This window comes from Paraburkholderia sp. EG287B (assembly GCF_040965595.1).
In the GTDB taxonomy this organism is placed as follows: Bacteria; Pseudomonadota; Gammaproteobacteria; order Burkholderiales; family Burkholderiaceae; genus Paraburkholderia.
The window spans coordinates 220,721-239,499 of the sequence record NZ_JBFRCG010000012.1 but is presented as its reverse complement, the minus strand read 5'-3'; the positions used below and the strand labels follow the sequence as shown (position 1 = coordinate 239,499).

Genomic DNA, 18,779 nt, shown 5'->3' with positions numbered 1-18,779 from the left:
ATTTCACGTTTACATCGTTAATTCGGGCGCCTCTGATCTCGGCACATGCGAGCTTTCGGTGAGAGTGTGCGGAGCCTCGATCTGGCCACGCCTGGTCCCCGGGCGTGGCCAGACGGCCCGCACTCTTGCGGGCAGGCATCGAAAAAGGGGCGTGCGCTCCAGAACTGCCTGCGGGGCGCGGAGCACCGGCTTTCAGACGAGCGGTCAGATATCGGCCATCGATCCAGGCATTGCGCCGGCGCCAGGCCGAAAGCGATGCGTCCAGCCAGCGTTTATACGAACGCAGCCATTTGCCTCACGCAAGCGCTGAGCGCGGTCTCGCAGACTCTCTGCGGCTGCGGCCGATTGCCCGACCAGCGCCGCGTTGTGTTGGGTCGTCCGGTCGAGTAGCAATTGACGGCAAGTGCGACATCGTCGCGATCCGGCCGCGCGAACCGACATGTACCCCTCGAGCTTGCCGTCGCGCACGACTGGGGTGGCGTTGGCGCGGACTCAGTATTGGACGCCGTTCTTGCGCCGGTTCTTGACCGGCGCACTCCACGACATTCCCGCGCGCCGTGTCGACCACTTGTCGGCAAACGCTTCGGGCGGCATGTCGGGATGCCACACGATGTTGGGGGGCTCGCCGATCAATTCGCTTTTGTCGAAGTCTCTGCCGGCAATGAAACCTGGATTGGCATAGCGAATGCGGCTCTGAGCGTCGGTGACGGACATCAGCATCACATCGTCCGCGTGTGCGTATTCGCGCTGTGTAACCGCCCGTTGTCATGCATGGTTTAGTTTTACTATCTTTCTTGCTATGGGGGATATCTTCGAGCGACGATTCCGGTCGCGATCACGAGGTCGCGTCTCTCGCGGCTCGTTCACATTATCGGTGCCAGTGGGGCGGAATGACTTGAATGAAACTGCTCCTTTCTCGTCGGGGAAACCCTTTTTTCGAGAGCGAGGCTTTGTTTTTTTCTTGCTGTGACGGCCTGTTAGAATTCGCCCCTTGCGGCGCCAAATGAATTTGAGCCCCCCCCCAGAAAGTGCCTGATGACCTGGTCACGCGGCTTCAGCTAGCGGGCGGCGGCCCGGAAAGGATCTTCTGGAATTACCTCAGGTAAATCTTTCGGGAAACCCAGAACGTGCCTTCTTACCGCATGCCGACGACGTGTTCGGCGAATTTGGTTATGGACAATCCGGTTGCGTCTCTTTCGATCTTGGCGGATCGCATCATTTACACTTCGCCGAGTTTCGCGGCGAATTGGACGTCGCGCCCTGTCATGGTGCTGGCAGTCTCTACAGGGGAGACGCTGCGGATCGCAACGGCGCGGGAGTGCCACATCGGGCGGATCCTCCTTGTCGCCCCCAACGTCAGTCGCTCGATTGAAGCACGCAATGGAGGGCTTTACAGTGTTCAACTGGAGTTGACGAACGCGTTTTTCCAGCACCTGCTTAAACACGTATTGAAAGGAAGGCAAATCGTTAATCTTTCGGAACTAGCCGACGATTTCGTGGTGCGAACTGCTGAATCAGCGCTGGGTCAACCACAAGACTGTGAACAGATTCGCGCCGGTTCGGAGCAGATTCTGAACACGCTGTTTCCCCTGGCCGCGAGATCGCAACCGATCGATGCGCGCGTCGACGCGGTCGCCTCCTGGCTATCGACGCACGTTCCGGTGCGCACGAATCCGCAGCAACTGGCTCATTTCTGCGGATTATCGGAGAGCCGCCTCGCCCATCTCTTTGCGTCTGCGACAGGAAGTTCGATTCGCGAATATCTGCTATGGGTGAAAATGCGCAAGGCGGCAGAACTCTTCTCCACAAGGTCGACACTCACCGAAATGGCCCATGCCACGGGATTCGCCGATCTGGCGCACTTGAGCAGAACATTCAAGCGATACTTCGGGCTCACGCCGTCTTTTCTTTCCAATCCCGCGCATGTGCGCGTACAGATCGGCAAGGAACTTGCCGGCGACCGAACTTTCACCGCGACGCGTTGAAAGCGTCTGAGAAACGCACGTCATTGCGCGACATGCGCCGATAATTTCCAGCCACTCAAGGTCCCGCATAAGAATTCGAAGGTAGCACTTGAAATTGAAAAAAATTCCGGTTAGCGTAAGCATGCGCCCTCAAAGCCCTAGCGCGCGATAACTAAAAGTCATACGTGAGAGTCTCGATCCGAGATGAGCCAACGATCGTCACCTAAGACCCTGCAAAAATCGATTGCACCCGCGTGAGCGAAGAAGTCGTGCGCGTGACCGTTTCCACACATGGCGTCGGTCACATCTAAGGCACAGCACCTTCGGATGTTTTGACCCACACGCAACAAAGCCGCTTCCCCCTGAATCACTCAGTAGAACGTAGCGTTGCAAGTCTTAAACGACGTCCGTTATTTTTTACCGGAGTCACCGTAACCCACCTGGAGCGAATGATATGGCGAAGCGGATTGCTTATGTAACCGGCGGCATGGGCGGAATTGGAACGGCGATATGCCAGCGTCTATACACGGACGGGCTCACTGTCGTCGCAGGATGCGGGCCGAAATCTCAGCGACGAGAGCGGTGGCTGGCTGAGCAAGCCGAACGGGGTTTCTCGTTTATCGCGTCGGAGGGCAATGTCGCTGACTGGGAGTCGACCGAGGCTGCCTTTGTAAAGGTGAAGAAGGAGGTCGGCGACATCGACGTGCTGGTCAACAATGCAGGCATCACTCGGGACGGCGTGTTCCGCAAGATGTCCAGGGAGGACTGGAACGAGGTCATTGCGACTAACCTCACGAGCCTGTTCAACGTGACCAAGCAGGTCATCGACGAGATGGTCAACAAAAAGTGGGGCAGAATTATCAACATCTCGTCCGTGAACGGTCAGAAGGGGCAATTCGGCCAGACTAATTACTCGACCGCCAAGGCCGGCATCCACGGTTTTACGATGTCGCTTGCTCAGGAGGTCGCAACCAAGGGGATCACCGTGAATACAGTGTCTCCGGGCTACATCGGGACTGACATGGTTCGCGCAGTGCGCCCTGAGATACTGGATGCCATCGTTCAGAGCATTCCGGTCCGCCGTCTCGGGGAAGCCCCTGAAATTGCCTCAATCGTCTCCTGGCTTGCCAGCGACGAAGCCGGGTTCGCGACGGGAGCAGACTTTTCGCTAAACGGCGGCCTGTACATGAGCTAGCCGTCATCGGCACCTGCAGCTACGGCCGCGAATACGCTGTCTCCTGCGCCCGCAAACGGCGCTGGAGACATTTGGGCGACCGGCGCAGGAAGGCTTATCAGCGCTGGAATGGCTCGACACCTGGTACCGGCTCACAGGGCATGCCGCGTGGGCCGGTGAAACCGCCATCTGACGCCGGTTCCGGTTCCACCATGCCCGGTAGGCTCGGCCATCAAGTGCTTTCATCGAGTCCATGCCGAATATCAAAGGCCTGCCTCGCTTCCTCGATCGCGGCAAGATGCTCGAACGCCCAAATGCCAAGCGCTTCTACAGGCGCCTTCAATGACTGACCCAACTCCGTCAGCGAGTAATCGACCCTCGGCGGAACGGTCGGGAATACGGTGCGCATAACCATACCGTCTCGCTCGAGTCCGCGCAAAGTAAGCGTCAACATGCGCTGCGAGATGCCGCCGATCGCTCTTTTCAATTCGTTGAAGCGACGAGGGCCGTCCGCTAGCTGCATGACGACGAGCATGCTCCATTTGTCGCCAATACGCGAGAGCACCGTGCCCACTGTCTGGCAGGCCGAGCTTTCCTCAGAGCCTACGTGTTGCATGGTCAGCGCCGATAAGGAATTGCCATTCTGTGGCACCTGCTTCTCGGCTGGCTGCTTGCCCGAGTGAATTTTCCTGGTCGGTAACATACATGTGCCTTCTTGTAGTGTCTTAAACAGTACTGTATTTTTACCAGGTTATCAAAGGTAACCTTTAAGTGTACATGCGCGGCGCCTTGCGGTCGGAGTTCGTGTGCCCATTCGCAAAAGAAGGATCTTCTATGCCGCTTTCTTCAAAAACCGTTGCGATCTTCGGCGGCGGAATCGCCGGCGCGTCGCTGGCTCGCCGGCTAAGCCCGGATTATCCGGTTACGCTCGTGGATCCGCTCGACTACTTCGAAGTGCCCATGTCGGCGCCGCGTAGCCTCGTTGCGCCAAACTTCGCCGAGGCGGCAATCATCCCGTTCTCGGCAGCGCTGCCGACAGTCAGGCACATTCGCGGACGGCTGATCGAGTGGTCCGCGGATGCGGCAAAGGTGCAAGAGAAGGATGGCCACATGTCGACCTTATCAAGCGACGTTAGCGTCCTGTCGACCGGCAGCCGTTTTTCCAACCCGCTGATGCGCTCGGAGCAAGGCACGCTCGAGGAGCGCAAGACCTTCTATCGCCGCTTCCATGCGCGCCTGCAGCGAGCGCAGAGCGTATTGATCGTTGGCGGCGGCCCCATCGGGATCGAGGTCGCAGGGGAGCTCAGCGAGGCGTTTCCAGACAAGCGGGTAACCGTGCTGGAGGCAGGGCCGAGAATCCTCGGAGGAACCACGCCAGAACTCGCCGCCCACGCGCAACGGGTATTGGCCGAACGCGGTGTCAACGTCATCGTGAACGAGCGACTGTCGGGAAGTCAGTCGACCGACGACGTGTTTGCCCCCGGCGGAGAAACGACAACCGACCGCGGCCGCACGCTTTCCTATGATCTGCTGTTGTGGTGCATCGGCGGGCAGCCCAACACTGCGTTTATGCGGGGACGGCATCTCGAACTGCTCGACTCGGCAGGACGGATCAAAGTCGATCCGACTTTACGCGTTTGCGGACAACGCAGCGTGTTTGCACTCGGCGATATCACGGACTTGGCCGAGAACAAGATGGCTTGGCACGTGCAAGGTCAAGTCAAAGTGGCCGAAGCAAACATCCGGTCGGTGCTCGAGGGGCGTTCAGATGCACTCAAGCGTTACAAGGCCAAGACGAACGATCCGACGATGGTCGTCACGCTAGGAAGCCGGGCGGGTGCGTCGCAATTGCCTGGAATCGGATTGGTCACGACAGGATGGCTCAACAGGATGGCCAAATCCGCGCACATGCTCGTACCCAAGTATCGCAAGACGCTGGGAGTGCCAAAAGCCGATGTCCTCATACACCAGACCGGTATCAGGCAGACGGCCGCGGCAGGAGACAGGTGAATCATGTTGTTGATCGATCGCGTCGAAACGGTGGGCGCCAAGCAAGCGCGTGGCCGCAACCATGTGGCACGCCTTGTCATCGACCCATACCACGTCACTGCAAACAGCCCGTTCCTATTGATGGCTGAAGACTGGTTTGCGAAGCCGGGCGGTTTCCCCACCCACCCCCACCGCGGTATGGAGACTGTTACGTATGTCGTTGCAGGGGAATTGCACCACGCAGATCACACCGGCGCGCACGGTGTATTGAAAGCCGGGGATGTTCAGTTCATGACGGCGGGCCGCGGCGTTTTGCACAGTGAACTACCGGGCGAGGAAGGTGTGCATACGTTACAGCTATGGTTGAACCTGCCCAGCGCGCTAAAGAGGGTGCAGCCCAGATACGCCTATGTTCGCTGTTCCGATGCGCCAACTGTGGAAGCTCCGGGGGTGCTAGCTCGGGTCTACGCGGGCAAGTTGGGCGACGAGACCGTACCGTTCGGATCGACGTGGCCTATAACGTTCATTCATTTGACGCTGGAGGCTGGCGCTTCTTATGACCTTCCCATACCGGGAGGCGATCGCTGCTTTGCCTGGTTGATGGAAGGGGCAGCGCAGTTGGGTGCGGCTCGCCAGGTGGTTGCACGGGGAAATGTAGCCTGGGCCTCGCAATCGCAACCGACGTCGCAAGCGGAGTCGCTTCCGATCGTCGCCGATACTCAAACCGAGCTGCTGATTTGCTCGAGTGCACCGATCGACGAACCCGTTGCCATCGGCGGCCCGTTCGTGATGAACTCCGATAGCGAAATTGCGGAGGCGTTCGCTGACCTTGAGGCAGGGCGCTTTGTCTAGTTGTGCTGGAATTCAGAGTTTGGGGAAAATCGTACGCCAAGACGATTTGCCCTTGGCAAGCAGGGCCCGCGTCGCACCATTGCGGGTCAACGCGGGGGCGCTTGTCTGCGGCCAGCGGCAGGAGCGGGAAGCGGATGCGGACCGAATTCCGACCAGGCCGTGCCACCATGTACACGACGAAAATCGCATTCGCGTCGATCCACAGCGCCTCGTAATGCGGCAGAAGCCACGCGTATTAGAGGTCGGATGTAAGGAAAGCCCATCGGAACCACGCACCGTTTCGCATGACCGCCCGTGTTGAGGTCTGTCTCGGCCTCCCGCTACGCAGAGAACCTCGGCACATTTGTTTTTTTGTCTTTTTTTGGCCAGCGAAGCTCCAGCTATCCAGCTACCCTGGGACAAAGGAGACAGACGGTGAAGGCCATCCTTATCGACCCATATGCAACAACGATCAGAAAGATCAGGTGCAACGGCGACTACGAGCAAATATCCCGACTCATAGAATGCACGCTGTTTGATGCAGTGCCGCTGCCCAACGGGGACGCGATCTACGTCGACAGCGAAAGGCTCCTCACGCCCATTGCGGAGCGGCGTTTCTGGGCCATTCGGAAGTTCTACCCGGGAGAGCTCTTTCCGGGTAAGGGCCTCCTGCTGGGCTCGGACAGTATTGGCAATTCCATCGCACCACAGATGCCGATCGAGAAGATCAAGGTGCTCGTCACCTTCCTCCGAGAGGCGCCCTTGCAGGAGACGCCGCCTGACGGATCGCTCGCCACGCGCCTAATCGGCGTTGCGCGCATGCGGGCGAAGCTTTCCAGATAAGCGCCAGGTGCCGCGCCGCGCCCGCTTCGGAAGAAAAGGCCTCCGGGGGAGGCATGTCACGGCTCGCGCAAACGTCTCGCTCACGGAGAACTGAGATAATAAGGATTACACGTTTTTTGCTTGACCTGCTGAAGCTTACCTCTACTTTTCAATGCGAGTGCAAGGGCGCACGCACGTTATTCCGCTTCAAACGCAGCGGAGCCACGCACGCGGTGGCAAAGACGCACGGGTATATACGCCCTTAGCTGAAATCGGACTACAAGATTAGTTGTGTGAGCGGCGGAAGTTTTCGTCAGAAATGAAGACTCCATTACTATAAAGATATTCTTCTCTCGCGTGACGGCGCTGAACTTTGTCGAAAAATCTCCGCGCAATGTGCCCGTTGAGACAAGCCCTCCTATTAAAACAGGAGCGTACGTCCGCGTCGTCCCGACATTGTCGACTTCCAGGCGGAAGCTTTATGGCTACCTCTACACTGCTGACGTGTGGAGTTCACCAATTAATGTCGCTGTTTTCCAACCAATTCTTGTCGTTTGAGCCGCGAAATCCGCCTCCCACACCCCGTAATGGCAGCGAAGACAGGCAACTACTGTCGCTTTGACACATGACCGCTTAAAAAGACGTGGATCCAGCCCTTTATTCACCAACAGCGCTCGCGTTCTTAACACTCACGACCACTGCTTTCACCAGCGTAATCGCCTTGAGGCCAGATCGCCTCGCGACGTCATCGCCGCTTCGATTCAAAAACATAGGACTACAAACCGAAAAACGATCATTTAATTTATGTTAAATCACATAGCCATCCTAGATAGATAGCATTGAAGCGTATTCCGCACCGTCCCCGTCAGGCCGTCGCCGCTATTCCCAGTGAATCTTCCATGCGGGCGACGGTGCGACCGTTCGCCTGATCGAGGGTTTTGGCGACTTGCGACTATCAAATTGCTCGGTGGGAACGGCCCGAACGGGCGTTGCCTGACGGCGCCGATCAGCACTTCTTATCCGAATCCGGGACGACTGCAGACAGCAATGCGCCCGGTTGCAGCAGGCATCAATCAGTCGTTGCTTGTCCACGCGGTCGAAGCTTGCGTCCGCAAGATGAGTTGGGGACGCAATCGTGAACCTTCTCAAGCACGGAAGCCAGGTGGGCGCAAACTGGCGCTTACAGATCATCGACCAAGCGTCGTTGGTTCTCAACGTTGCGAACACGGGAACTATGAGTTGGCGCCACGGGGCTTGTAAGCCGACAGCAAGTGGATAAACTGCCGCCCAACGATCTGGCATACGGGCTCTCGGCCGGCGTCGCCCCCGGGGGGGCCGAAGAACGTGCAAGAAACCGATTCTAACCATCGAGTGAGCGATATGGCTTTGCACAAGGCAGTATTGGTAGCAGTGGCACTTGCAGCATGTATCGATGCGCACGCACAGTTCGCCGGCACACAGCCTCTGAGCGTCACTATTGAGCAGTCCCAGGCGCTTTTGCAGGGATGGAGCGTCAAGAAGAGCGTGCTGGGAAAATCGGTCTACAACGACCAGAGCGAAAAAATCGGCGCGATCAAAGATCTGATCGTGGCCCCGGACGGCTCCGTCTCGGCGGCCATCATCGCTACAGGCGGCTTCCTCGGCGTCGCCACGCATGACCTAGCTGTGCCCATCGCCGCACTCGACGTGCGCGGCGGCAATCTATATCTGCCGGGCGCCACCAGGGACGCCCTGAAGGCAACGCCTGATTTCCAGTACGCAAAGGTGCAATCGCCGCCTAAGCCGAAGAAGGTTCAGGCGGAGTGACCTGTTTCCAGCAGTCCTAAGCTGAGGTCGTTGCGGCTGGCAACGTCGGTCGCAACGACCCATCGCCGGACTCGTGCGTCGCGCTCAACCGCTTGCCCCTTCAGTCCCCCTTACGCTGCGCATTCAACACTCAGCCCCAGCACTGTTCGGATGGAGGTATCGCGGAGTCGCCCCGTCCGAACATGCCGCGCGTCTGGACGGCCCACCGCCTTTCACGGGTTACCCAACACCATGCAAAAATCCCTCGGACTTGCCGTTGCCACCCTGCTCGCCGTCGCCGCTATTGCGCTGTGGACCCTGCTCGCCCGGTTCGAACCATCCATCAAGTCCACTATCGAGACGGACGGCGCGCTTGCGACCCAGACGCAGGTGCTCGTGGGTAGCGTCGAATTCTCGCCCTTAACCAGCGTGGGCGCGCTTGATGGACTTACCGTGGGCAACCCCACTGGTTTCTCTTCGCCCTACGCCGTCGTGGTGGACCGTATCGCCTTGCATGTGGAGAGCAGTTCACTTCTCGGCGGCGGCCCTGTCATTGTTGATTCCGCCACAGTGATCGCACCGCAGATTACTTACGAGGCGCAAAGTCCCACCGACACCAGCAACCTGGAGACCATCAAGAACAAAGCCCAAGCCTATTCCGCCACCCCGGCCGCCATCCAGGGCGGCAGCAACGCGCGCAAGGTCATCATCCGCAACCTTACCGTCATGGGCGGCACGCTATCACTTGACATTCACCTGCCTGGAGGCGCGCTTACGGTACCGCTGCCTACGCTGCATCTCGCCAATATCGGCGTGACCACGAACGGCGCCACTCCGCCGGAGATCATCGGTGCCGTGTGCGAGGCGCTCGCGGACGAGGCGAAAAAGGCGGTCACCGAGGCCATCGCCCAGAAGCTCAAATCCGTTATCAGTATGCTCAAGCCGCCCGTTGGTGCGTTGCCAAAGCTGCCTTCCCCTCCGTCCCTGCCCTCCCCTCCGTCGCCTCCGTCCCTGCCATCGCTGCCCCCCCCACCCGGCCTACCCTTGCCGCCCCCGCCTGGCTTTTAGGGCAACCCTGAGTTCCCCACTTCCCCGTACTCATCACGCGGCCGCAAGTCCGCGTGATGGCTGAATATTGGCGCCCTTTGGGCGCTTTTATTGGCTTCATAATGTAGTCACTAAAATATATTGAAGTATGCGATTTTTCGACTATATCTTCGTGCATGGCATCCAGAACCGGCACCGCTCATGTCGTCACTACGTCGCGCACCTACAAGGGCGAGGTGTACCGCACCTGCTGCGACGTAGCTACCGCGAGGACGGCAAGGTCAAGAACGAGACGCTGGGCAACCTCTCGCATCTGCCCGAGTCGCTGGTCGAGATCATTCGGCGCTCGCTGCAGGGCGAGACGTTCGTCCCGCTGGGCCAGGCGTTCGAAGTCACCGGCTCCCTCGCTCACGGCCATGTGCACGCCATGGAGTTGGCCATGCAGCGTCTGGACTTCGCGTCGCAGCCAGGCACCAAGCCCTCACTGAGCGCGAACGGGTGTTGGCGATGGTGGGCTTACGGGCCAGGCGGTGTCCGACATAGAGGCAGCGTGAGTCTGATCCAGGCTCTTACGTTGAACTGCGGGAACCTTCGGTGGCGATGGAAAGCGAAAGGCACAAGCTCGAAAGGCGAGGCCGACAGTAGCGATGCGCCACCAAGGGGCGGAGCAGCTCGTAGTAGTGTCGAAGCCGCTGTAATGGCGGCGGAGCGAAGGGGCTGAATTATCCAGGCAGTGGGTTGTGTCAACCGCGTAGGCGGGAGGAGGACAGCACAATGACCAAGTCGTATGACATTCCTAACGCGCTTGTCTGGGAAGCATATCAAAGTGTTAAAGCAAACGGAGGATCGGCAGGCATTAGATCGCGAGACTCTGGAGAATTTCGAGAGCCGCCCAAGCAAAATGTACGTGATCATGGCACCGAGCAGAAACGGCGTCAGGACGGGACGCAGGATCCATAGCAAGACGCCGGCCGACAAGGCAACGGCTCCCCAGAACAATGATTGGCGATGAGGCAATCATAGGTACGACCTTTCGGCGTTAAAGCATCTGTTCGGCACGCGAGCGGCGCCGCAAACTGGGTTGACTCGCATGCGCTGCCTTTACCCTGCCCTGATCACCACGCATTTGCGGGCACCGCATGGCGACAGCGGCAACACGCCCGCAGTCCACAGATGTGATGTTATCATCACTTGTGGTTATGTCGTCAACTATGGTCTGATCTGCCCTCTTCCGCGGCATGCGTTGCCGCTCGCAGGACCGCACTATCTCCGAGATGGAACCGCTTGCCAGCCGGTGAAACCAGTGAAACCGGTTTACTGAACTCCCTCCCGTCCGGCTGCACACATGCCGAATACCTGACGACAGCTACCCATTCGTATATTTTCCCGCCACGCGGCATCGCCTTGATCTGTTCAACCAGGCCGCGGGGTTCCCGCGGCCTTTCCCAAAGGTCGCCGTAGTAGCGACATTTCTGATCCACCGACGCCAGTACCATGAAACCACCGTTCGAGTCAGTGGCCGGAGCGCCCACGACTGTGGTCTCGATTGACGCATCGGTAGCCGCATTGGCATGGACCATTATCGGCAGGAGCAGCGCGGCAAGTGACTTCTTCATTGATACCTCACTGGAGGGTTGCATCTGTTCTGGGGCGGCCACGTGAACCGATGAAGTTCAGTGCATCTGCTCGCTATTCAGTGCGAGCAGGCGCTCCAGATCCAGCAGGGCCTCGCCAAGCAGGTCAATGGCGCCGTTGGGCGTGGACGCCGTAGCAGCACTGCGAAGCGCGGCCCGTACGATCTGGTGAGCGCTTTCTGGTCTTGCTTTACCGATCCTCGCGATGAATTTCTTTTCCATAAGTACTCCTTCTCTGGACAATAAGAATCCGGCACCTGATGGATGAGGTGACGGCGGGAAGTATATGCGCCGCAGACCTTGAATCGCCGCTCGAAATTGTCTGTTTCCATCTTGCCAACGAACGCGGCGATGGGCTGGTCCGTGCGAGCTTCCGACGTTGCGCCCGGAGGAACTGTTCGTTGCCGCGCAGTTGCTTGTCAGTGGTTAGTAATTCGATAGACTCTCGCTCAACGAACTGGCGGCAAGACACTGTGCTGCGCCAGCACGTTATTTCAGAAATCCGCGTTCTCTTGTATCCGACGCGCTAGTGGAGAGACCATCATGGCAAAGGCAAGAAAGTTCATCCCAAGTACCGTTCTCGCGTCTGTGCTATCCGTACCGGCTGTTTCATTCGCACACAGCACTGGCTCGCCAATGAGCGAACAAGTGCGCGTTCCGGTTCGGCAGCAGGGTCCAAGCTACCTGGACAGAACAACCGCCGCCGCCGGCTATCCGATGGACTTTGCATGCGCCAAGGCGCGGATGCAAGCTCAACAACAGGCGTTTGAACAATATGGGGGCGTGAGAGGTTCGTCCGCAAAGCATTCGTCAGTGCAACCCGTTTCCGGCAGCAGCGTGATATCGGATATTTGAAGTTAGCGGCGCGACAGTTCAGGTGGCCGGTTTCGCAGGCCGGCGAAGTTAACTTGATTCCTCAAAAACCAGAAGATAACCATGAAACGACTTTATTTGGCAGCGTTCGTTGTCCTTAGCAGCTCGTCAGTATTCGCCCAAAGCGTAACGTGTCAGCAGCTCGCTTCGCAGCAGCCCTCGTCACAGCAGCCCTCGTCACAGCAGCTCTCGTCGCAGCAGCTGGCGCAGGCAACGTCTCAAGCCCGGAGCCAGCTTTCGTCACAGCAGCCTTCGTCGCAGCAGCTGGCGCAGGGAACGTCTCAAGCCCAGAGCCAGCTTCCATCACAGTTGCCGACACAGCTCCCTAAACTGCCGACGCCCCCCTCGTCACCGCTTCCGCAATTCCCCCAATAGAACTGATAGAAGCTGCTCGCGGCCGCGAAGTCCTGCGCAAATGCACACGACACTCGCGGCCGCTATGGATGTTTGTCTTGCAGTTGCCTCTTTCATCGACCACCCGACGAACACTGGCGGGGCAAACGAGACGTGGCAACACGGCGACGACCTTTGGCCGCGCCTGGCGTTGACTGATAGCTGTCGCGATTTCGTCCACATTGCACTCGCGGTCTAGTCGCGTTGATCGTCGCGTTGACCATCGGCGCTTCGTTGTTTCATGCGAACCGGGTACGTACGGCAATGGCCGCAGCCGGAAATTCACCGGAAGGTCGGTCGACACTTGCGGGTCTGATTCACGCTGCCGTCTGCGTTGTCGTAGTAGGCGCCCTGGCTCTGGGCGGCGACCGGCTGCGTGCGCTCACTATCGTCCCCGCTCATATCTTCAGCGCCCTGCTCACATGCGGCGTCGGAATATTTCTGGTGCGGTCCGTGCGCAGATGGTTCGACAGGGAGTTGTTGCCCAAAACAGAAATGAGTCCCGCGTGTGGGCGTCGTTGCTCACGTTGTTTGCGTACATAATCCCTTTGTCGAACCTGCGAACGATTTTGCTCCATGCACCGCACCGGGGTGCCTCCGCAATGGGCGTGGCGGGGCTGCGGGCGAGCCGTCCAGTGGCAGCTCTTCAGGCGCAACGAGCGTATCGGCGAACGCCCGGAATACTGCGGAGCGGCGTCGAGGCGTAGCGCAGGTCTTTCCGGCCAAGGCGCAGCGACGACGGCTCGCGCACTATCTGGCGACGAACGTTGCATACCCGGAAACAATGAATTTATGTAAGCCGTTTGAAATACGCGGATACGAATATTACGCTCCTCGAGACCATAGGCAGAAAGATCCCCAGATTCTCCCGAGGTCATTTCCAGATAATCCGCGTCATTGTCTCCGACGCCCAAGATAGGAAGTTCACCATGGCGAACGCATCCATGCCCGTTTTCACGGTCGTGTCAGTCCTCCCTCTTTCCACTGTCAGATCCGCAGAGAACAACGATCCTTTGGCGCGTGAACTGGCGCGCAAAGCCAGCGTTCAACTGCAGCAGGCGGACTGCGAACGCATCGATGGCTATTCGCCCAGTCCTGCGGACATGCACGTGACTTTGGCGAGCCTGGCGGCTCGACAGCAGGCGTTCAGCAGAGCCAGCGCAGTGAAATACGATTCATCGCTTTCCGGCGCAACGACTGCGTCGCGCCTGGCCTCCTATCGTTCGATTTATCAGGAAAGTTGATTGGACGTCGAAGCGCGCTATCGGCAAACCTTTCCAGTCTTGTCAAGTCTTGCGTAACGCGACGCCGGTGTAGGACGTCGAACAAAACTGTGCTTCCGTCAGCTGCATCGGTACGTCGGGAAGTTAGTGGTCCTTCGCGTTCCTGTCTGGAATCGCCAGCCGTTGTGCGCCGGATCGCGACTATACCCGCTTCATTGAATAGAGACACTGCTGTGCGATTGAGGATAGTTATACATTTTTTGACAACTATAGCCGCATGCTTGTGTGGCAATGCGCAAGCGCATACGCGCATCGGGGTAGTGGTAGGGGTGCCGCCTCCGGTCATGGTCGCGCCCGCGCCGATGTTCTACGCAGCGCCATCCCCCGTCGTCGTCCAATCGATCCAGCCATCGCCGACGACCGCGTATGTTGAAAAGGCCCAGGAAAGTCCGGCGGTGGGCTCGTGGTGGTATTGCCCAGCGACGAAGAAATATTACCCATACGTCAAGGTATGTTCGAGCGGTTGGGTAGAGGTGCCTGCGAAACCGGCCGGGACGAAATGACATGAGCAGGAACAATTTGATTTCCCCGATTCCGAGCGCGAAACGGAGCTTATTCGTCGTAGTTGCCATGACTATCGCAACCGGTATCGTCGCGCTCGCCGGTTGCGCTGCCACGCCGATGGCCCCCACAGTGATGGCGCTGCCCGGCACCGGCAAATCGTTCGAACAATTCCGCAGCGATGACGCGATGTGCCAGCAATTCGCTTCCGGGCAGACAGGCGGCGCCAACACTCAATCGGCCTCAGGAAGCAGCGCGCTCGGCGGTACGGCCTTCGGCACCGCGCTTGGTGCCGCCGCAGGTGCCGCGTTCAACGGCCGCCGTGGCGCGGCAGTCGGTGCAGGTATGGGCTTGCTCGGTGGCAGCATGATCGGCGCCGGCATAGCACAGCGCGCCGCCACCAGCCTTCAAACTCGCTATGACCAGGCGTACATTCAATGCATGTACGCAAATGGCGAGCGTGTGCCAGTCCCGGCCGCCGCCGCTGTATCTCAGACTCGCGACGAAGCACCGCCACCTCGGCCGGCCTACAATGCGCCACCTCCGCCGGCCTACGACACGCCCCCGCCACCGGGTTACTTGTGAGTCTCCTGTTGAGGCTAGCGGCCTGGCACGCGTTCCCCGCCGTGGCGCACAGCTGCCTTGAACCGTTTCCAGCCACTTTGGGGACAGCGCGTCTCCCGGTCTTCGCGGGCGCGTGCTCGATCTGTTGGTTTTCTCCAGAGATCGACGCAAGATCAACCTATTGCGATAAGTATTCTTCTCTCGCGTGACGGCGCTGAACTTTGTCGAAAAATCTCCGCGCAATGTGCCCGTTGAGACAAGCCCTCCTATTAAAACAGGAGCGTACGTCCGCGTCGTCCCGACATTGTCGACTTCCAGGCGGAAGCTTTATGGCTACCTCCGCAACTGATGGGGATCGGGGTCCCCATAAAAAAACTGGCGGAAGGCAGCCAGAGTCGAACTGACCCGGGAGCGGCTGACGCCCCCAACCGGGTTTGAAGCCCGGCCGTACCACCGGATACGAATGCCTTCCTTCACCAAATCCAACCAACCGCAACCGCACACACATATCGATGTGCCTACAACCATTCGCGCATCCGGCTATCGTGCCGTAGCAGATGCGTATCGCGCTGAAAGCGAGTATATCCAACGCGGTCGAAGTACTCCAGAATCTGGATCGCGCGTTTGCGGCCCAATGCCGTGGCGTCGCGAAACGCCGCGGCGTTGACTGCGCCGCCCTGCTCCGCGGCAATCTGTGCGACGGCACGCGCGAGCGTCTGCACCACGTCGCGATCGTAAAAGAGATCGCGCACGACCTGATACACCATACCCAGGCGCGCGAGCTTGCGCAGCAGCGCACGCACCTTCTCTTCCGGCTGCCGCGTCTCGCGTGCCAGATCCCGCACCCACGGCGGATCGAAACGCCCTCGCGCGAGCAGCGGCATGAGGCGCGCGGCGAGCGCTTCATCATCGGCGTCGAGCGTCACCGCGTGCGAGGGCAGATGCAGCCACGGCCCGCTGCGCGCCACACGCCCCTCGCGCTCGAGCGCTTCAATCGCGGCGCGCCACACCGCATCGCTCACGAGCGGCGCCGCCATGCGGCGCAACCGTGCCGCGTCCGGCCCCTGCTCATCGGGCGAGCGCGCATGAAACTCGGCGAGCGCTTCGACAATGCGCCCGGTGAGCCTCGTCCAGTGCGCGTGTGCGATCACTGCGCCTTCGTCGTCGCGTCCTTGCGGTGCGATGGAAATCGCATCGGCGGGCAAAGCGAGCGCAGCTTCGTCGTAACCGGTCAACTGCACCAGCGTCGCGCGCGCAATGCCGCGCGGCGCTTCTTCGATCAGCGGCGCCAGGCTCGCTTCGTCGAGCCACGCGCGCAATGCGTCGAGCCATGCACGCCGTTCCGGCGTCCGGCGCCGCCGCGACGGCCCGAACGGATCGAGCACACGCCCGCCACCTACGGTGTGATTTGCCTGCGCGTTGCGGACGATGAAGCGGTCTCCCGGCAACGCGTGCAACGGCGCTTCGAACACGAGCTGCACGCGGGCAGCCGCGCCCGGCGCGAGCGTTTCGCCTTCGAGCAACGCGACGTTCGCGACGCGATGCGTCGTGCCGAGATGCACATGCAGCGGCGACCAGTGCTGCAACGTAATGCCCGCGTCGTCGAGCAACTGCAGTTCGACGTCGAGACGCACGGCCGGCTCAGCCAGGCCCGCATCGACGATCCAGTCGCCGCGCGCAATCTGTTCCTTGTCGATGCCCGCGAGATTGAGCGCGCAACGCTGGCCGGCGTGGCCCGCCTCGCCTGCCTGTACCGCGCGATTCTGCGCATGCAGGCCGCGCACGCGCACAGGCGTGCCGGCGGGCGCGAGCACGAGCGCGTCGCCCGCCTGGACGCGCCCGGCGAATACGGTGCCCGTCACCACCGTCCCCTGGCCCGTCAGCGTAAATACGCGATCCACCGCGAGGCGAAAGAGTCCATCGTCTCGTCGCGCCCGCCATGTACTCGCGCGCTCGCGCAACCAGACGTCGAGGCGCGCCACACCTTCGTCATGCGGCTGCGTGGCATTGGTCTCGAATACAGGGGCGTCCGCCAGCATCGTGTCAGCGAGCCACACGGCGATTTCGGCACGCACGGCGTCGAGCCGCGCCGCACCCACGCGATCGCATTTGGTCAGCGCGATGGCGCCTTGCTGCACGCCCAGCAGTTGCAGAATGGCAAGGTGCTCGCGCGTTTGAGGCATCACGCCGTCGTCGGCCGCAATCACGAGCAACGCGAAGTCGATGCCGCACGCACCCGCTGCCATCGTATGGACGAGCTTTTCGTGGCCGGGCACGTCGATGAAGCCCAGCACGTCGCCGTTGGCGAGCGGCAGGTACGCATAACCCAGTTCGATCGAAATGCCGCGCGCCTTCTCTTCTTTCAGGCGGTCGGTGTCCACGCCGGTCAACGCGCGGACCAGCGTGGTCTTGCCATGGTCGATGTGCCCCGCCGTCCCGACGATCACAGACGCAGCTCCGCGAGTTGCGCCGCGAACACCGCTTCGTCCGCGGGTTCGAGGCAGCGCAGGTCCAGACGCAGCGCGTCGTCGGCAATGCGGCCAATCACGGGCCGCGGCAGCTCGCGCAAGGCGCGTTCGAGCCTGAGCAGCGCGCGGCCACTGCCGCCCTTCCCGGCATGGCGCACGACGAGCCCGCTGCTCGGCAGCACGTCTACGGGCAGCGCGCCGCTGCCGATCTGGCTGAACATCGGCTCGACGCTCGCGGTATACCCCTCGCCGATGGCGCGCTGAAACGCGGGCAGCGCGCGCTGCGCGGCCTCCTGCATTTGCGAGGCGGGCCGTGTGAGCAGACGCAGCGTCGTGAGCCGCTCGCGCAGGAATTCGGGCGCCTGATAAAGCCGCAACACCGGTTCTAGCGCAGCGAGCGTGAGCTTGCCGACCCGCAACGCGCGCTTGAGCGGGTGCTTCTTGATCTTCGCAATCAGTTCCTTGCGGCCGACGATCAGCCCCGCCTGCGGGCCGCCCAGCAGCTTGTCGCCGCTGAAGGTCACGAGGTCCGCGCCCGCTTCCACGGTCGCGCGCACCGTGGGCTCGGCCGGCAAGCTCCACTGCGCGAGATCGACGAGCGTCCCGCTGCCCAGATCGACCGCTACGGGCAGGCCGTGCTGACGCGCCAGCGGCGCGAGTTCATCGAGTTCGACACTCTTTGTAAAGCCACTGATCGCGTAGTTGCTGCAGTGGACTTTCATCAGGAGCGCGGTGTGCGCGTTGATCGCCGCTTCGTAATCCTTGAGATGCGTGCGATTCGTCGTGCCGATCTCGCGCAAGCGTGCGCCCGCCCGGCTCATGATGTCGGGAATGCGAAACGCGCCGCCGATCTCGACGAGTTCGCCGCGCGAAACGACGACCTCCTTGCGATTGGCGAGTGCGCTCAAGAGCAGCAACACGGCCGCCGCGTTGTTGTTCACGACGGTCGCGGCTTCGGCGCCCGTCAGTTCGCAGATCAGCGAGTCGATCAGGTCGTCGCGGTCGCCGCGCTTGCCGCTCGCGAGATCGAATTCGAGGTTTGCGGGTTGCGTGAGTGCCTGCACCACGGCTTTGACGGCCTCGTCGGGCAGCAGCGCGCGGCCGAGATTCGTGTGCAGCACCGTGCCCGTGAGATTGAAGACGGAACGCAGGCGGCTTTGCGCGCGTTCGGTCAACCGTTGCGCGGTCGCTTCGATCACGCGCTCCAGCGAAAATGGTTCGGCATCCTTGTTTTCATGTGCCAGCACGCCAGTGCGCACATCGCGACGCCAGCCGTCCTGCGTGGCGCGTATCGCGTCGAGCACCTGGGTGCGTCCGTACTGCGCGATCAGCGGCTGCGCTTGCTCCGAGGCAATCACACGCTCGACCGCTGGCATTTGCGCGAGCAGCGCATGCAGGGCGTGCGCATCGTGCTCCGCTGTTTGTCCCACGGCTTCACTCATGGCGTGCGC

At 60.5% G+C, this 18,779-nt stretch carries 17 protein-coding genes, 1 tRNA gene and 2 pseudogenes; 12 read left to right on the top strand and 8 right to left on the bottom strand.

Features of this window, described 5'->3' with window-relative positions:
• Nucleotides 1–492 precede the first annotated feature (492 nt).
• Nucleotides 493–714, bottom strand: a complete 222-nt coding sequence (locus AB4Y40_RS23345) for a hypothetical protein (protein ID WP_368689779.1) — start codon at nt 712–714, stop codon at nt 493–495.
• A gap of 458 nt (nt 715–1,172) precedes the next feature.
• Between AB4Y40_RS23345 and AB4Y40_RS23340 the strand changes: the two genes are divergently transcribed.
• Together AB4Y40_RS23340 and phbB are read left to right on the top strand one after the other, a co-directional pair.
• Nucleotides 1,173–1,985 (top strand): helix-turn-helix transcriptional regulator, encoded by an 813-nt coding sequence (locus tag AB4Y40_RS23340; protein WP_368689778.1) that lies wholly within the window; start codon nt 1,173–1,175, stop codon nt 1,983–1,985.
• Between the two features lie 433 nt (nt 1,986–2,418).
• A complete protein-coding gene (phbB, locus tag AB4Y40_RS23335; RefSeq protein ID WP_368689777.1) occupies nt 2,419–3,159 on the top strand; it encodes an acetoacetyl-CoA reductase in 741 nt (246 codons plus the stop codon).
• A gap of 211 nt (nt 3,160–3,370) precedes the next feature.
• On the opposite strand, the gene AB4Y40_RS23330 is transcribed toward phbB, so the two are convergent.
• Complete coding sequence (locus AB4Y40_RS23330) at nt 3,371–3,754, bottom strand: winged helix-turn-helix transcriptional regulator (protein ID WP_368689868.1); 384 nt, start codon at nt 3,752–3,754, stop codon at nt 3,371–3,373.
• Between the two features lie 218 nt (nt 3,755–3,972).
• Between AB4Y40_RS23330 and AB4Y40_RS23325 the strand changes: the two genes are divergently transcribed.
• The 6 genes from AB4Y40_RS23325 to AB4Y40_RS23300 all read left to right on the top strand — a co-directional run bounded on the left by AB4Y40_RS23325 (nt 3,973) and on the right by AB4Y40_RS23300 (nt 10,333).
• A complete protein-coding gene (locus AB4Y40_RS23325) occupies nt 3,973–5,148 on the top strand; it encodes an NAD(P)/FAD-dependent oxidoreductase (RefSeq protein WP_368689776.1) in 1,176 nt (391 codons plus the stop codon).
• A 3-nt stretch (nt 5,149–5,151) separates the two neighbouring features.
• Nucleotides 5,152–5,979 (top strand): pirin family protein, encoded by an 828-nt coding sequence (locus tag AB4Y40_RS23320; protein WP_368689775.1) that lies wholly within the window; start codon nt 5,152–5,154, stop codon nt 5,977–5,979.
• Between the two features lie 414 nt (nt 5,980–6,393).
• Nucleotides 6,394–6,801 carry a hypothetical protein gene (locus AB4Y40_RS23315; protein ID WP_368689774.1) on the top strand — a complete coding sequence of 136 codons (408 nt, stop codon included), beginning with the start codon at nt 6,394–6,396 and terminating at the stop codon, nt 6,799–6,801.
• Nucleotides 6,802–8,160: 1,359 nt separating this feature from the next.
• On the top strand, nt 8,161–8,586 hold the full coding sequence (locus tag AB4Y40_RS23310) for a PRC-barrel domain-containing protein (protein WP_368689773.1): 426 nt from the start codon (nt 8,161–8,163) through the stop codon (nt 8,584–8,586).
• Nucleotides 8,587–8,817: 231 nt separating this feature from the next.
• Nucleotides 8,818–9,633 (top strand): hypothetical protein, encoded by an 816-nt coding sequence (locus AB4Y40_RS23305; protein WP_368689772.1) that lies wholly within the window; start codon nt 8,818–8,820, stop codon nt 9,631–9,633.
• 127 nt (nt 9,634–9,760) lie between these two features.
• On the top strand, nt 9,761–10,333 hold the full coding sequence (locus AB4Y40_RS23300) for a hypothetical protein (RefSeq protein WP_368689873.1): 573 nt from the start codon (nt 9,761–9,763) through the stop codon (nt 10,331–10,333).
• Nucleotides 10,334–10,509: 176 nt separating this feature from the next.
• Here the strand turns inward: AB4Y40_RS23300 and AB4Y40_RS23295 are convergent.
• The 3 genes and pseudogenes from AB4Y40_RS23295 to AB4Y40_RS23285 all read right to left on the bottom strand — a co-directional run.
• Nucleotides 10,510–10,629, bottom strand: a pseudogene (locus tag AB4Y40_RS23295) (AI-2E family transporter); the annotation flags it as partial.
• 188 nt (nt 10,630–10,817) lie between these two features.
• Nucleotides 10,818–11,228, bottom strand: coding sequence for a hypothetical protein (locus AB4Y40_RS23290; protein ID WP_368689771.1), 411 nt, complete (start codon nt 11,226–11,228; stop codon nt 10,818–10,820).
• A gap of 57 nt (nt 11,229–11,285) precedes the next feature.
• Nucleotides 11,286–11,468: a hypothetical protein gene (locus AB4Y40_RS23285; RefSeq protein ID WP_368689770.1), complete on the bottom strand. Its 183-nt coding sequence runs from the start codon at nt 11,466–11,468 to the stop codon at nt 11,286–11,288.
• Between the two features lie 321 nt (nt 11,469–11,789).
• Between AB4Y40_RS23285 and AB4Y40_RS23280 the strand changes: the two genes are divergently transcribed.
• From AB4Y40_RS23280 to AB4Y40_RS23265, 4 genes and pseudogenes are all read left to right on the top strand, one after another.
• Nucleotides 11,790–12,101: a hypothetical protein gene (locus AB4Y40_RS23280; protein WP_176369011.1), complete on the top strand. Its 312-nt coding sequence runs from the start codon at nt 11,790–11,792 to the stop codon at nt 12,099–12,101.
• 600 nt (nt 12,102–12,701) lie between these two features.
• Nucleotides 12,702–13,054: pseudogene (locus AB4Y40_RS23275) on the top strand (DUF3772 domain-containing protein); the annotation flags it as partial.
• 387 nt (nt 13,055–13,441) lie between these two features.
• A complete protein-coding gene (locus AB4Y40_RS23270) occupies nt 13,442–13,756 on the top strand; it encodes a hypothetical protein (RefSeq protein ID WP_368689769.1) in 315 nt (104 codons plus the stop codon).
• Between the two features lie 543 nt (nt 13,757–14,299).
• On the top strand, nt 14,300–14,881 hold the full coding sequence (locus AB4Y40_RS23265) for a YMGG-like glycine zipper-containing protein (protein WP_368689768.1): 582 nt from the start codon (nt 14,300–14,302) through the stop codon (nt 14,879–14,881).
• Between the two features lie 355 nt (nt 14,882–15,236).
• Here AB4Y40_RS23265 and AB4Y40_RS23260 read toward each other — a convergent pair.
• The 3 genes from AB4Y40_RS23260 to selA form a co-directional block, all read right to left on the bottom strand.
• Nucleotides 15,237–15,332, bottom strand: a tRNA-Sec gene (locus AB4Y40_RS23260).
• Between the two features lie 46 nt (nt 15,333–15,378).
• Nucleotides 15,379–17,307 (bottom strand): selenocysteine-specific translation elongation factor, encoded by a 1,929-nt coding sequence (selB, locus tag AB4Y40_RS23255; protein WP_368689767.1) that lies wholly within the window; start codon nt 17,305–17,307, stop codon nt 15,379–15,381.
• Entirely contained in the window at nt 17,304–18,770 is a 1,467-nt protein-coding gene (gene selA, locus AB4Y40_RS23250) for an L-seryl-tRNA(Sec) selenium transferase (RefSeq protein WP_368689766.1), read from the bottom strand. The genes selB and selA overlap by 4 nt, the downstream gene beginning before the upstream one ends.
• Nucleotides 18,771–18,779 lie beyond the last annotated feature (9 nt).